The sequence below is a fragment of the Mesorhizobium sp. P3_A8 genome (genome assembly GCF_056402995.1).
The window spans coordinates 38,081-51,042 of sequence record NZ_JBFUGI010000013.1; the positions used below are offsets into that span (position 1 = coordinate 38,081).

General features: G+C 62.2%; 16 protein-coding genes. 8 read left to right on the plus strand and 8 right to left on the minus strand.

Annotation, left to right across the window (positions count from 1 at the left end; translation table 11 throughout):
* Position 1: 1 nt before the first annotated feature.
* Entirely contained in the window at positions 2–1,246 is a 1,245-nt protein-coding gene (locus tag AC1DX4_RS26985; protein WP_477223202.1) for an ROK family protein, read from the minus strand.
* 271 nt (positions 1,247–1,517) lie between these two features.
* Between AC1DX4_RS26985 and xylF the strand changes: the two genes are divergently transcribed.
* From xylF to AC1DX4_RS27005, 4 genes are all read left to right on the plus strand, one after another.
* Positions 1,518–2,558 carry a D-xylose ABC transporter substrate-binding protein gene (xylF, locus tag AC1DX4_RS26990; protein WP_477223203.1) on the plus strand — a complete coding sequence of 347 codons (1,041 nt, stop codon included), beginning with the start codon at positions 1,518–1,520 and terminating at the stop codon, positions 2,556–2,558.
* A gap of 145 nt (positions 2,559–2,703) precedes the next feature.
* Positions 2,704–4,035: a sugar ABC transporter permease gene (locus AC1DX4_RS26995; protein WP_477223204.1), complete on the plus strand. Its 1,332-nt coding sequence runs from the start codon at positions 2,704–2,706 to the stop codon at positions 4,033–4,035.
* 13 nt (positions 4,036–4,048) lie between these two features.
* Entirely contained in the window at positions 4,049–4,849 is an 801-nt protein-coding gene (locus AC1DX4_RS27000) for an ATP-binding cassette domain-containing protein (protein ID WP_477223205.1), read from the plus strand.
* A gap of 152 nt (positions 4,850–5,001) precedes the next feature.
* Positions 5,002–6,642, plus strand: coding sequence for a CHASE domain-containing protein (locus AC1DX4_RS27005; protein WP_477223206.1), 1,641 nt, complete (start codon positions 5,002–5,004; stop codon positions 6,640–6,642).
* A gap of 86 nt (positions 6,643–6,728) precedes the next feature.
* Here the strand turns inward: AC1DX4_RS27005 and AC1DX4_RS27010 are convergent, their stop codons facing one another.
* From AC1DX4_RS27010 to AC1DX4_RS27035, 6 genes are all read right to left on the minus strand, one after another.
* The gene (locus AC1DX4_RS27010) at positions 6,729–6,974 is read right to left on the minus strand and encodes a YMGG-like glycine zipper-containing protein (protein WP_477223207.1); all 246 of its coding nucleotides are present in this window, start codon (positions 6,972–6,974) and stop codon (positions 6,729–6,731) included.
* An 83-nt stretch (positions 6,975–7,057) separates the two neighbouring features.
* Positions 7,058–7,384, minus strand: a complete 327-nt coding sequence (locus tag AC1DX4_RS27015; protein ID WP_477223208.1) for a hypothetical protein — start codon at positions 7,382–7,384, stop codon at positions 7,058–7,060.
* A gap of 133 nt (positions 7,385–7,517) precedes the next feature.
* Positions 7,518–7,694 carry a hypothetical protein gene (locus AC1DX4_RS27020; RefSeq protein WP_477223209.1) on the minus strand — a complete coding sequence of 59 codons (177 nt, stop codon included), beginning with the start codon at positions 7,692–7,694 and terminating at the stop codon, positions 7,518–7,520.
* A gap of 113 nt (positions 7,695–7,807) precedes the next feature.
* Positions 7,808–8,839, minus strand: a complete 1,032-nt coding sequence (locus AC1DX4_RS27025) for a sensor histidine kinase (RefSeq protein WP_477223210.1) — start codon at positions 8,837–8,839, stop codon at positions 7,808–7,810.
* A gap of 187 nt (positions 8,840–9,026) precedes the next feature.
* Positions 9,027–9,191 (minus strand): DUF1328 domain-containing protein, encoded by a 165-nt coding sequence (locus tag AC1DX4_RS27030; RefSeq protein ID WP_027031438.1) that lies wholly within the window; start codon positions 9,189–9,191, stop codon positions 9,027–9,029.
* A 204-nt stretch (positions 9,192–9,395) separates the two neighbouring features.
* A complete protein-coding gene (locus tag AC1DX4_RS27035; RefSeq protein ID WP_477223211.1) occupies positions 9,396–10,190 on the minus strand; it encodes a response regulator in 795 nt (264 codons plus the stop codon).
* A 222-nt stretch (positions 10,191–10,412) separates the two neighbouring features.
* On the opposite strand from AC1DX4_RS27035, the gene AC1DX4_RS27040 reads away from it, so the two are divergent.
* Together AC1DX4_RS27040 and AC1DX4_RS27045 are read left to right on the plus strand one after the other, a co-directional pair.
* Positions 10,413–10,616, plus strand: coding sequence for a NepR family anti-sigma factor (locus AC1DX4_RS27040; RefSeq protein WP_477223212.1), 204 nt, complete (start codon positions 10,413–10,415; stop codon positions 10,614–10,616).
* A 3-nt stretch (positions 10,617–10,619) separates the two neighbouring features.
* The gene (locus AC1DX4_RS27045) at positions 10,620–11,171 is read left to right on the plus strand and encodes an RNA polymerase sigma factor (protein WP_010911883.1); all 552 of its coding nucleotides are present in this window, start codon (positions 10,620–10,622) and stop codon (positions 11,169–11,171) included.
* Between the two features lie 42 nt (positions 11,172–11,213).
* Here the strand turns inward: AC1DX4_RS27045 and AC1DX4_RS27050 are convergent, their stop codons facing one another.
* On the minus strand, positions 11,214–11,663 hold the full coding sequence (locus AC1DX4_RS27050; RefSeq protein WP_477223213.1) for a response regulator: 450 nt from the start codon (positions 11,661–11,663) through the stop codon (positions 11,214–11,216).
* 80 nt (positions 11,664–11,743) lie between these two features.
* Between AC1DX4_RS27050 and AC1DX4_RS27055 the strand changes: the two genes are divergently transcribed.
* Both AC1DX4_RS27055 and AC1DX4_RS27060 read left to right on the plus strand, forming a co-directional pair.
* Entirely contained in the window at positions 11,744–12,505 is a 762-nt protein-coding gene (locus tag AC1DX4_RS27055) for a Crp/Fnr family transcriptional regulator (protein WP_477223214.1), read from the plus strand.
* Positions 12,506–12,628: 123 nt separating this feature from the next.
* The gene (locus AC1DX4_RS27060; RefSeq protein WP_095201311.1) at positions 12,629–12,955 is read left to right on the plus strand and encodes an ElaB/YgaM/YqjD family protein; all 327 of its coding nucleotides are present in this window, start codon (positions 12,629–12,631) and stop codon (positions 12,953–12,955) included.
* Positions 12,956–12,962: the final 7 nt, after the last annotated feature.

Sequence of the window (12,962 nt, forward strand, 5' to 3'; positions counted from 1 at the left end):
TTCAGGCAACGTTCTTGCCGGTGCCAGCTCTCGCCTGCACGCCCGGCGCGAAAATCTCCTGGTCGACGAAGGTCAGGGCGCGCATGGCGCAGCCTTCGCGGATCAGCGGCAGTTCGTTCGGTTCGGTGTCGAAGGAAATCGATTTCGAGTGCTGGCCGCCGGCCGTCTGGGCGATGGCCTCGCGCAATGCCGGCTCGATCAGGTCGAAGGCGGCGGCGCTGACGCCGACCATCGCGACGGGTGCGGGGTCGATCAGCGCGAACAGGCTGCCGAGGGCGTAGCCGAGCGCCTCACCGGCCTTGCGGTAGGCTTCGCGCTCGGGCCCGTCGCGTTCCCGTGCCGTCGCGGCCAGTGCCCGCATCTGCGCGTCGCTGACATCGGCGACCGGCTCGGTGTCCTCGCTGAGCTGCCTGGCGTTGCGCCAGATGGCGTAGTTGCCGGCATAGGCCTCGACGCAGCCGCGGCGTCCGCAGCGGCAGAGCGCGCCGCCTGGCCGATGGATCATGTGGCCGAACTCGCCGCCCGAGGAATGGGTACCGGTGAACAGCTCGCCCTTCAGCACCAGGCCCATGCCGATGCCGTGCGACAGAAGGATGGCGATGAAGTCGTCGCGGTAGCGCTCGGGATCGCGCCAACGCAGCGCCACCGCCATCATGTTGCAGTCGTTCTCCATGGTGGCTGGGATGCCGAACTCTGCCTCGAGGATGTCGGCGAAGGCGATGTCGGTCTGCGGCGTGATCGGCGACCACAGCATCGCCCGGGCCTCGGTGTCGGTGATGCCCTGGATCGCCAGCGCGATGCGGGCGACGCTGCGCACGTCGATATCGGGATCCTCGAGGCGGCGCCGTACAATGGCGACGCATTCGCCGATCAGCGCCTCGCGCGACATGGTCAGCGTGTCCAGCCGGCGCTGTTCTTCCGATACCACCTGGCCGGCATAGTCGATGACGGCGACGGAGAGGAAATTCAGCGACAGCACCACGGTCATGACAGCCGCAGCCTCCGGGTTGAGGCCGAGGCCGACCTGCGGCCGGCCGCGCTTGAGTGCGCCGGCCTCGCTCGGCTTGCCTTCGGCCAGTATGCCTTCGCCGATCAGGTCGGAAGAAATCGCCGATATGGTCGAGTGGCTGAGGCCGGTGGTCGCGGCAATCTCGGTGCGCGAGGGCCGACCGGCCCGGCGCACGGCCGCAATCACCATCGCGCGGTTGCGCCGGCGCAAATCGTCGTGGCGGATTCCGACCGACATGTTTTCCCACATCCTCCCGGTCGCCGCGGTTCCTCCAGCCCCTCGAACGCTGCCGGCGACACGGTCAAATACTGGCAGAAGCGGCCCGTCCTGTCATTTATTTATTCCGAGGCTCGAAAAAAATTCATGAGGACATCAAAATCCATCAGAATCGTTGTTGACAGCGTTCCGGTGTTGGATCAGTGTTTTTTCGAGGCTCGAAAAAATAGAGCCTCTGTGCCGGCCTTAGGGCCAGTTTGGTCGCGCCATACGCGGCGCAGGGAGGAATATCATGAAGAGATTCACAGCCGCCATCCTGGCGGGTGTCGCCATGTCGCTGACGCTTGTGTCGGTCGCGCAGGCGAAGGACAAGGTCATCGGCGTTTCCTGGTCCAACTTCCAGGAAGAGCGCTGGAAGACCGACGAGGCCGCCATGAAGAAGGCGATCGAGGCCGCCGGCGACAAGTACATCTCCGCCGATGCGCAGTCCAATCCCGGCAAGCAGCTTACCGATGTCGAAAGCCTGATCTCGCAGGGCGCCAATTCGCTGATCATCCTGGCGCAGGATGCCTCGGCCATCGGCCCGGCCGTGCAGAAGGCGCTGGACGAAGGCATTCCGGTCGTCGGCTATGACCGCCTGATCGAGAACAAGGACGTCTTCTACCTGACCTTTGACAACAAGGAAGTCGGCCGCTTGCAGGCGGCTGCGGTGTTCAAGGCCAAGCCGGAAGGCAATTATGTCTTCATCAAGGGCTCGGGCGCCGATCCGAACGCCGACTTCCTGTTCTCGGGCTCGATGGAAGTGCTCAAGGCGGCCATCGACAGCGGCAAGATCAAGAATGTCGGCGAAGCCTATACGGACGGCTGGCTGCCCGCCAACGCCCAGAAGAACATGGAGCAGTTCCTGACGGCCAACGACAACAAGGTCGATGCCGTGGTCGCCGCCAATGACGGCACCGCCGGCGGCGTCGTCGCGGCGCTGACGGCGCAAGGCTTGGCCGGCACCGTGCCGGTGTCGGGCCAGGACGGCGATCATGCCGCGCTGAACCGCATCGCGCTCGGCACCCAGACCGTGTCGGTGTGGAAAGACGCGCGCGAGCTCGGCAAGAACGCCGCCGAGATCGCCTCGCAGCTGGCCGACGGCAAGAAGATGACCGACATCGCCGGCGTCAAGGACTTCACGACGCCTGGCGGCAACACCGTCAAGTCGCTGTTCCTGACCCCGGTCGCCATCACCAAGGACAATCTAAACGTCGTCATCGACGCCGGCTGGATCAAGAAGGACGAAGTCTGTGCGGGCGTCGCCGCCGGCAGCGTCGCGGCCTGCAACTAAACGGCGTAATACCGTTCGATATCGACGCCGCGGCCCAAAAGCCGCGGCGTTTCTCAAGGGGCTTCCCGCTTCAAATGACTGCGGAAAGCAAATAGCATCCATGTTCCGGCATCCGCGCCAGACGGTAAACCGGTGGGAGGATAGCATGACCGACACGACCTCTAATCAACCGGTCGGCAGCACCGCGGCGGACAAGGCGCGTGCATCCGAACTCAGCGCCGTTGGACGGTTCCTCAAGGCTACCGAACTCGACACGCGCATGCTCGGCATGGTCGGGGCGCTGCTGGTCATCTGGGTCGGCATCCATATCCTGTCGGGCGGGCTTTTCCTGACACCGCGCAATCTGTGGAACCTATCGGTGCAGACCTCGTCGGTCGCGATCATGGCGACCGGCATGGTGCTGGTTATCGTCATGCGCAACATCGACCTCTCGGTCGGATCCGTCGAAGGCGTGATCGGCATGATCATGGGCGTGGCGCAGGCCGAATTCCTCATTCGCGTCATCGGTTTCCAGCTTGGAAATCCGTGGCTTTGGATCATCGCGCTGGCGGCCGGTGTGGTGCTTGGTCTCCTGATCGGCGCATTCCAGGGCTTTATCATCGCCTATATGGAGGTTCCGGCCTTCATCGTGACGCTGGGCGGCCTGCTGGTCTGGCGCGGCATGGCATGGCTGATCACCAGCGGGCGCACGGTCGCGCCGCTCGACACAACCTTCCAGCTGATGGGCGGCGGACCACGCGGCTCGATCGGCGCTACCGCCAGCTGGATCGTCGGTGTCGTCGCCTGCGTGGCGGTCGCCTTCATGCTGCTCAACGGCAGGTCGCAGCGCAAGCGGTTCAACTTTCCGCTGCGCCCGGTTTGGGCCGAGACCTTGCTTGGCGTGGTTGCTTGCGCCGCCATCCTTGGCGCCGTCTGGATCGCCAATTCCTATCCATGGCCGATCGGCATCGTGCGCCAGTACGCCCAGCAGAACGGCATTACCATTCCCGCAGGCGGGCTGTTCATCGCGCATGGCATTGCCATACCGGTGCTGATGGCGGTGACTGTCGGCATTATCATGACCTTCATCACCAAGCGCACGCGTTTCGGCCGCTATGTCTTTGCCATTGGCGGCAATCCGGAGGCGGCCGAACTTGCCGGCATCAACACCCGTTGGGTGACCATGAAGGTGTTCATGATTATGGGTGTGCTGGCCGCGATCAGCGCGGCGATCTCGTCGGCCCGCCTCAACGCGTCGACCAATGCGCTGGGCACGCTGGACGAGCTTCTGGTCATCGCCGCCGCTGTCATCGGCGGCACGTCACTCGCCGGCGGCGCAGGCACGGTGATGGGCGCCATGCTGGGCGCGCTTTTGATGCAATCATTGCAGTCGGGCATGGTGCTGCTCGGCATCGACTCGCCGCTGCAGAGCATCGTCGTCGGCGCAGTGCTGGTCATCGCCGTGTGGCTCGACACTGTTTACCGCAAGCGCGTTTAGGGGAGGCATCGCCATGATTGACAAGACTGCTCCTGCAGCCACCGCCCTGATCGACATGCGCAACATCTCGATCGCCTTTGGCGGCATCCGGGCCGTCGACGACGCCTCGATCGATCTTTTCCCGGGCGAGGTCGTGGCGCTGCTTGGCCATAACGGCGCCGGCAAGTCGACGCTGATCAAAATCCTGTCCGGCGCCTACAAGCGCGATGCCGGCCAGATCTTCGTCAATGGCGAGGAGGCTTCGATCGCCAATCCGCGCGATGCCAAGAAATACGGCATCGAGACGATCTACCAAACGCTGGCGCTGGCCGATAATGTCGACGCCGCCGCCAATCTGTTCCTCGGCCGCGAGCTGATGACCGGATGGGGCACGCTCGACGACGTTGCGATGGAGGCCGAGGCGCGCAAGGTGATGGGCCGGCTCAATCCGCGCTTCCAGCGCTTCAAGGAGCCGGTGATCAAGCTGTCTGGCGGCCAACGGCAGTCGGTGGCGATCGCACGCGCGATCCTGTTCAACGCCCGCATCCTGATCATGGACGAGCCGACGGCGGCCCTTGGCCCGCAGGAGACGGCGCAGGTCGGCGAACTGGTCAAGCAGCTCAAATCCGATGGTATAGGCATCTTCCTGATCAGCCACGACATCCACGATGTGTTCGAACTGGCCGACCGGGTCTGCGTGATGAAGAACGGCCAGGTCGTCGGCACCGCGCGCACCACCGATGTGACGCAGGACGAGGTGCTCGGCATGATCATCCTGGGCAAATGTCCTCCGGGTGCCATTCCCGGGCCGGGCGCGCTGAAGATCGCCGCCTGAGGCCTGCGGGCGGTCCGGTATGGGTTTGATCGGCATGGCCGGTTGCCGGTCACGTGATATGCCAGTGATCGCGATGGCTTGGCCTTGCCATTGTGTTGGCCCGGCGACTTGCCCATAAAGGTCCGGTATTGCCCCATGGACCGCATCATCCGTTGAAGAAACTCTTTCCGATTGTCGCGTTCATCGCCGTTGCGCTGATCAGCATGACCATGGCGGGGTACGCTTATTTCGCGACGCAGGAAGCCTCCCGCATCAAGTTCGAAGCGGCGGCCGACGACGCCCTCAACAGGATCGAGAGCCGTATCGACCTGCATTTGTCGCTGCTGCGGTCGACGCAGGCGCTGTTCGACGCCCGCAATGGCGACATCTCCCAGAACGAGTTCAAGGCGTTCTTCAACGCGCTGGATGTCGACAACAATTTCGCCGGCCTACGCGGCATCGGCTTCCTCGGCCTCGTCAAGACGGGTGACGAAGCGGCGGTCGAACGCGACATCCTCCACGATTTCGGCGCCAGCCATCCGGTCTATCCGGACACGACGCAGCCCTGGCGCGCGCCCATCATGCTTTTCGAGCCGCTGGATCCGTCCAACCAGTCCAGCATCGGCTACGACATGTTCAGCGAACCGGTGCGGCGCGTGGCGATCGAAAAGGCTATGGCCGATGACCAGCAGCATGCGAGCGGGCTGGTGCAACTGGGCCAGGGCACGGGTGCGACACAGACCTTCACCGGCTTCCTGGTCTTCGTGCGGCTCAATGTCGAAACCGCGCCGGAGGTCATCAACGCATCGCGATCCTCGACCGCGGGCTTTCTCTACGCGGCCTTCCGGGCCCGCGACCTGTTCCAGATCGCACTCAGCCGGGCGCCACTGCTGCCGGTCAACACCGAGATTTATGACGGCGCGGTGAACAGCGACGACCTGTTGTTCCGGTCGGAGACGCCGCCGGCTTCATCCTTTGGCGACCGGTTGCTGGTCACCCGCAAGATCACGGTGGCCGGGCGCCCGTGGACGGTGTTGTTCAGGCCGACCAGCGCCTTCTCGCAGCCGTCGTCGCGCGCCATTCCGGTGATGCTGGGGCTGTTCGGCCTGCTGGCGGCGGGCGCCATCGCGCTGGTGGCGCGCTATCAGCAGCGGGCCTATGAGGCGGCATCGCGCCTGCACGAGACGACCGAAAAGAGCTTGCTCGAAAAAGACCTGATGCTGCAGGAGATGAAGCATCGCATCAAGAATTCGATCACCAGGGTGTTGGCGATCGCGCGGCAGACGGCTTTGCGGGCGACCGACGTCAGCGAGTTTTCGGCATCCTTCTCGGCCAGGCTGCAGGCGATGGCGGCCTCCCAGGACATGCTGACGCGCTCGCGCTGGCAGAAGGCCGATCTCGCCGATCTGCTGCGCATTGAACTTGGCCAGGTGTTCGGCAAGGACTTGCCGGAAGGGTTGCTGTCGGGGCCGGAGGTGTTGCTCGACGAGACCACGACGCAAGCGCTTGGCCTGACCTTCCATGAGCTGGCAACCAATGCGCTGAAATATGGCGAAGCCGGAACTTTCGCCAACTCGGTCAGAAGTGATTGGGCGCTCAAGGTGGACTGGTCGCTGGAAGGGCCAGGGCGCGAGCGAACGCTGGCACTGAATTGGCGGGAGACCGGGAAGAAGAAAGTCGAGGCGCCTGCCGAGACCGGGTTCGGCACCAAGCTGATCGACCTCAACGTCACGCGCGAACTGCGCGGCACGATCAAGCGCGATTTTCAAGCCGATGGTCTGAAGGTGGAAATAAAAATTCCGCTCACGGGCTGACGGCGCACCGTCAGACGTAAAGGCGTTCCAAGCGAGAAAATCCGGAGACCAGCGGACCGGTCCCCGGATCGACTGTTATCGCCGAATTAGTTGCAGCGGGCGATGTAGATATTGCCGTGCCTATCACGATACTTGCATCGGCCGTTCTGCAGCCTGCGGACCAGCAGGCCGGACCCGGCACCGACAGCCGCACCGATCAGCGCGCCCTTGCCGCCGCCGACCAAGCCGCCGATACCGGCGCCAATCAAGCCGCCGCCGACAACGTTCTCCTCGGTCGAGGTACAGCCGCTGACGGCAACCACCGCAGCCATGGCAATAATAATCTTCCGCATAGAGTCACTCCTCACTTTGTGTCCACACTTTGGTAAGCTCCGACAGCCATTTAGCACGAAATGACGGCCTTTGCTGCTGGAATTTATTGTTGGCTAAGATAGTCTTTTTCTGGGCGCATTGCGTTCGATGCCATGACCAGGCTGGAAATTGCCAGAGAGGCATCAAGGTTACCATCCGGACGCACATTCCAGACGATCTGATCATAGTCATCCTCGAGCGCGGGATCGACAGCGAGACATTTGGCGACGATACGCTGTGCCTGTCCCTGCACGTCGCCCATGGCAAAGGGGCGCTCTGCGGTACATTCGTCGGCGGTTTCGAAAATGCTCACCGGCACCTGCAACTCACGGCACTCGGTCATCGAATTGGTGCAACCGATGACAAGCAAAAATGCAGCGATGTGTTCCATGGCGACATGCCCTCTCGCCGCAATAACGACCCACATCGGTCAAAAGTTCCTGAGCGGGTGGGGTGACACGCGAATAAATGCCGCTGCAGCAAGCGGTTAAACACCACGCACTATTGCCGGCAGCAGATTTCGGTCAGGTCAGCTGGAACAGGGCGATGAGGAGGATTGTCGCGGCCGCCGCCAGGACGATGCCCCACAGCAATGTGTGATGCGGCTGGGGAAGCGTTTCCGCGGATGCTTCAGGATCCTGGAATTCGCCCATCGAAATACGGGCGGCCTGTTCCAGTCTGTTCATGTCGGCGACTGTCAAGCATTCCTCCCCACACCGTGCCGCAACCCGGCGGATTGCGGCGGTATCTGGGTAAAACAGCATCCGCTCTTATGGTGAACAGCCGGTTAAGGATCGTTGTTGCCGCAGGCGGCTCACTGCGTCTCGAAATTGCTGTGCGGGACGACAAGGCGGTATTCGAGGTGGCCGTCCGCGATGTCGAGGCTCGCGGTTCCGCTCAGGGATGCCGGCACCACCCGCTCCAGCGCGACGCTGCCGAAGCGCTTTTGATTGCGACCGGCATCGGTTCCGATGGTTTCGGCCCATGTCAGCGACAGGGCGACTTCCCCAGTGGCGGCGGTGTTGAGATTGGCGGTCACTTCGACGAATCCATCTTGCCGGGACAAGGCGCCGTAACTGACCGAGTTGACCGCAAGTTCATGCATCGCCAAGCCGATATGCAGGGCGGCATTGGGATTGAGATAGGGGTTGGCGCCCCGGAAGCGAAGGCTGTGCGATGTGTTTGTCCCATAACGGCCGACCTGGCCCATCACCAGTTCATGAAGGGCCGCACCGCGCCAGTTCGAGGAGGTCACCAGATCCTGGGACGAGGCCAGCGACTGCAGCCGGCCGCGAAAGCGGGTCAGGAAGTCGCCGATGCCGTCGGAATAGCGACCGGTCTGGGTCGCGATGCTCTGGATGATCGCCAGGAGATTCTTCGAGCGGTGGCTGACCTCGCGCAGCAGCGTTGTCAGTGTCTGTTCGCGCCGCTTCTGCTCGGTGGTCTCGACCATGGTGGTGACGACACCTTGCACGTCGCCGGCGTCGCCCCGGTCGGCATCGACCCAGACCTGAAACCAGCGGACGCCATTCTCGACCGGAACACTGATCTCAAGGCGCTCCGGATTGCCGGTCGCGACCACTTCGCGCTTGGCGGCGCTGATGCGGTCGGCCTGCGCCACCGGCAGTATGCCATTGCCGTCGGCACTGTCCGAAACCCAGGGGGCGCGCATGTTGCGGGCCCAGACGGTTTTCATGTCGCGATCCTGATAGAGGACGGAAATGCCGGCATTGTGGAGTGCGTGGAGAAGAGCCCGGCCAAGCTGCATGCCACTTTCGGCAGGATGCAACGCGATGACTTCGTCGCTCCGTGTGTTTCCCTCTTTATCTGCAGTCCTGGAACGCATCGGTCAATCTGTCCACCCAACTCAGGCTGAACGGCCCACTCTCAAATGGGTTCCCAAAATGAAATCGCCGAGCAGCCTCCAAAAAGGTCCGCCGGACGGTGTCCCTTTGAAGGATACCGCCCGGCGGTGGCTGGAAACCGTTTGAGGGGTGCGGCTTCCAGTGTTCGCTCGAATAGGCGCGTTCGCGTCACGCCCGCTTGAACAGGCCGGCCAAAAGCGAAATGACCAGGAAGGCGAGAAAGATGAAGAACAATATCTGCGCTATGCCGGCAGATGTACCGGCGATGCCGCCGAAACCAAGCGCGCCGGCTATGATCGCCACGACAAGAAATACGAGCGCCCAGTAAAGCATGGTTCATCTCCTTCCGAATGGTGCAATAAAAACGTGGGTGGATGCGGTTTGTTCCACCCTTTGCCGAAAAAGACGGTGCTTGCCAATGGTTCGGGCGGAGCCCCACGAAATTTTCGGTGATAGGTTCGGCCTAAAAAAGGCCGCCCGATGCATGGCATCAGACGGCCTTTGATTTCGTGTGCCCCTGCCAAAAAAGCAGCGAAACTATGCGGCAGCCTTCGCCTGGCGGTCGAAGAATAGTGCCTGGCTGATCAGCGCCTTGACCATGTCGGGGTTGAACGGTTTGGTCACCAGGAAGGCCGGTTCGGGGCGCTCGCCGGTCAGCAGGCGCTCGGGGAAGGCAGTGATGAAGATCACCGGCACCGAGGTTGACGACAGGATCTCGTTGACCGCCTCGATGCCCGAACTGCCGTCGGCGAGCTGGATGTCGGCCAGCACCATCTTCGGCCGTGTCTTGGCGAACATCGTTACCGCTTCGGCGTGTGTGCGCGCCGTTCCAACGACACGATGACCGAGGCTCTCGACCATCTCCTCGATGTCCATGGCGATCAGCGGTTCGTCCTCGATGATGAGCACGTCGGTCGCCACCTGGCGGGAAATCTCATTGCTTGCCTGGGCAAGCAGTTCGGAGAATTGCTGGTCGCCGACGTCCAGTATCTCTGCCGCCTCGTCCTCGCTGAAGCCTTCGACGGCAACCAGCAGGAAGGCCTGGCGGGGCAGGGGTGCGATCGCGTTGAGATTGGCGGCGGCGCGCTGCTCCCACGCCGATTGTGCCTGCTCCTGCGGCACGCGGATGGCGATCGAGGTGAAGAGTTTGGCGAAGACCTTGTAGAGCGCGATACGGTCGCTCGAGGCCTCGGGGAAAATATCGACGTCGGCGATGATGGCCTCAAGCATCGCGGCGACCAGCGCGTCGCCACTCTCTTGCGATCCCGATACGGCGCGCGAGAAGCGGCGCAGGAACGGCAGGTGCGGTGCGATGGTGGCGGATAAACTCATGGTAAGACGTCTCCCTCAGAATGACGTGATTGCATGGATTGCAGGTCAAGCTGATTGCAAGCCCCGCTAATACAACGCCGGTTTTCCGAAAAAGTTCCGCCCATATGGAACGAATAGGCGGGAACGGCGTTTGGTGTCGGGATGGGCAACCAGACGAGGGTGCCGCTTGCCTTGTGTTGAGTTGGATATGAGCGGCCTGGGTACTGGGAATATAAGGGCGAAATGAAGGATATGACGAAAGATATTTTGGCTGGCGCCGCGGGCAGGCGCCGGAACGGAGTAGGCGACCCGCTAGGGGCTAACTCCGAAATCGGGCGGAAACTCAAACAATATTACGACGAGCTGGTTTCCGACGACGTGCCGGATCGCTTTGCCCAGTTGCTCAGCCAATTGGAACAGACCGAACCCGCACAGAAGAAGGACTGAGGCATGGCCGCGGTCTCCCAAGGCTTCAAGACCGATCTGCTTGGGGCAATCCCGAGCTTGCGGGCCTTCGCCGTTTCGCTGACGCAGAATGCCGACAAGGCCGACGACCTCGTTCAGGAAACGCTGGTCAAAGCCTGGGACAAGCACGAGAGCTTTCAGCCCGGCACCAACCTCAAGGCATGGCTTTTCACCATCCTGCGCAATGAATTTTATTCGCAGATGCGCAAACGCGGCCGCGAGGTGCAGGACAGCGACGGCATCATGACGGCCAGGCTTGCCGTGCATCCGGCCCAGCACGGCCAACTAGACCTCAAGGATTTTCGGGGCGCTCTCGAGCAATTGCCGGAGGATCAGCGCGAGGCCATCATCCTCATCGGCGCATCGGGCTTCTCCTACGAGGAGGCCGCGGAAATCTGCGGTTGCGCGGTCGGAACGATCAAGAGCCGCGTCAGCAGGGCCCGCACCCGCCTGCAGGAAATCCTGAAGATATCCGGCGAGGACGAATATGGTCCCGATGCGATCTCGGCTCAGGTCACGGGGACAGCGGCACACTGATGTGAGGTCCGGATTTCGCAATCCGGACCTGCCGCATCAATATCACCCCGGAGAACCGCGTCCATAGGCCAGCGCCACCGCTTCGACGAGATCGTCGCCTGAATAGGGTTTGGTGACCAGCCTCACCCCTGGAAAGGATGCCTTGATCTCGTCCGCGTCCGAATAGCCGGAGGCAAACACGAAAGGGAAGCCGGTTTCACGCAAGCCAGCGGCGAATTCGAGCGTCGAGGTGCCGCCCAGCATCAGGTCGACGATAGCCGCGTCGAATTGCGTTGCGACCTTTCGGTCGTCGATCTCCGTGAGGTCCCGGGCGATCACCACCTCTTGTGCACCATGGTCGCGGCAAAGCTGCTCGACATCCATGGCGATGAGGAATTCGTCCTCCAGGACAAGAATCCGCAATCCGTCAAGCAATGTGGGCACAGGTGGAGGCTCCTTGAAACGCCGGGAGTCATGATCGCTATTGCGTGTGTTGTCATTTAAAAAAGACATGCCTTCTACCCCGGAACTCCGATCCCGGCAAAGCGTTTAAAACAGGCCTGCTGATGAGCAGGCTTTCGAAGAGGGTCGAAATGCCAAGCCAGAATGGGCGTGCTTTATCCGGCCGACAGTATCCTTGCGAGAATTGTCCTTTGCGGCCATTGCCGGTTTTCCGGGAATTCGAGAAGGAGGAACTGGCTTTCATCAGCAAGTTCAAAAAGGGGGAACTCGCGGTCGACAAGGGCGCCACGGTGCTGGTCGAGGGGAGCCACAGCGCCCATCTCTACACGGTGCTGTCCGGCTGGGCGTTTCGCTACAAGCTGTTGCCGGACGGTCGTCGACAGATTCTCAATTACCTCATGCCTGGCGATCTCATCGGCCTGCAAGGCAGCGTCATGGGGGAAATGCAGCATTCCGTCGAGGCCTTGTCGCCGATGCTGCTCTGCGTCTTCGAGCGCGACAATCTGCACGAGCTCTACCGCAGCCATCCGGGCCTCGGCTACGACATCACCTGGATCGCATCGCGTGAAGAACGCATGCTGGATGAGAACCTGCTCAGTGTCGGCCGCCGCAGCGCCATCGAGCGCGCCGCCTATCTGATTGCTTTCATAGCCAGCCGTGCAAAGGTTGTCGGGCTGAACGGCAAGCAATCCATCCAGATACCGATCACGCAACAGCATATCGCCGACACGCTTGGCCTGTCGCTGGTTCACACCAACAAGACGATTCGCAAGCTCATGGACCGTAAGCTGATCCTCTGGCGCGATGGTGGCTGCGAGGTCGTCGATATCGAGGGGCTCAAGTCGCTCGCCGGCTGGGAAGGGCTGGGCGAGGGCCGCCGGCCGCTGATCTGACGAAGCGCCTTCGCCACGGGTTGGCGATTGGTGCACGCTAGCGTTTTCGGCTAGTTTGTCCCGATGCCGGAACCTTGAGACGCACGGCGCGTTTGAAATCGAGCAATCACAAGGAGTTAAGCAATGGCAACCGCCGCAGGGAAGACCGCCAACGAAGCGCGTGCGAATTCGGACCTCGAAGCCGACATCCGGCAGTTGAAGGCCGACATCGACAAGCTGACCAAGCAGTTGGCCAAGACCGGTGAACATGGCTATGGCACTGCCCGCCGCGCGGCCACCGAGGGCGTCGAGCAATTGCGCGCGCAGGGCGAAGCGGCGTTTGACAACCTTCGCGGCAGTGCCAAGGATATAGAGGCGCAGCTGCTGGCCAATGTCCGCGAAAAGCCGGTGACGTCGCTGGCGATCGCCGCCGGCGTCGGCTTCCTCTTCGCGCTGCTTGCGCGTCGCTAGTCCCGCC

Bases quoted from the DNA above. Each gene is read 5' to 3' on its own strand.
- AC1DX4_RS26985 (WP_477223202.1), bottom strand. From the start codon at position 1,246: ATGTCGGTCGGAATCCGCCACGACGATTTGCGCCGGCGCAACCGCGCG.
- xylF (WP_477223203.1), top strand. From the start codon at position 1,518: ATGAAGAGATTCACAGCCGCCATCCTGGCGGGTGTCGCCATGTCGCTG.
- AC1DX4_RS26995 (WP_477223204.1), top strand. From the start codon at position 2,704: ATGACCGACACGACCTCTAATCAACCGGTCGGCAGCACCGCGGCGGAC.
- AC1DX4_RS27000 (WP_477223205.1), top strand. From the start codon at position 4,049: ATGATTGACAAGACTGCTCCTGCAGCCACCGCCCTGATCGACATGCGC.
- AC1DX4_RS27010 (WP_477223207.1), bottom strand. From the start codon at position 6,974: ATGCGGAAGATTATTATTGCCATGGCTGCGGTGGTTGCCGTCAGCGGC.
- AC1DX4_RS27015 (WP_477223208.1), bottom strand. From the start codon at position 7,384: ATGGAACACATCGCTGCATTTTTGCTTGTCATCGGTTGCACCAATTCG.
- AC1DX4_RS27025 (WP_477223210.1), bottom strand. From the start codon at position 8,839: ATGCGTTCCAGGACTGCAGATAAAGAGGGAAACACACGGAGCGACGAA.
- AC1DX4_RS27030 (WP_027031438.1), bottom strand. From the start codon at position 9,191: ATGCTTTACTGGGCGCTCGTATTTCTTGTCGTGGCGATCATAGCCGGC.
- AC1DX4_RS27035 (WP_477223211.1), bottom strand. From the start codon at position 10,190: ATGAGTTTATCCGCCACCATCGCACCGCACCTGCCGTTCCTGCGCCGC.
- AC1DX4_RS27040 (WP_477223212.1), top strand. From the start codon at position 10,413: ATGAAGGATATGACGAAAGATATTTTGGCTGGCGCCGCGGGCAGGCGC.
- AC1DX4_RS27045 (WP_010911883.1), top strand. From the start codon at position 10,620: ATGGCCGCGGTCTCCCAAGGCTTCAAGACCGATCTGCTTGGGGCAATC.
- AC1DX4_RS27050 (WP_477223213.1), bottom strand. From the start codon at position 11,663: ATGTCTTTTTTAAATGACAACACACGCAATAGCGATCATGACTCCCGG.
- AC1DX4_RS27055 (WP_477223214.1), top strand. From the start codon at position 11,744: ATGCCAAGCCAGAATGGGCGTGCTTTATCCGGCCGACAGTATCCTTGC.
- AC1DX4_RS27060 (WP_095201311.1), top strand. From the start codon at position 12,629: ATGGCAACCGCCGCAGGGAAGACCGCCAACGAAGCGCGTGCGAATTCG.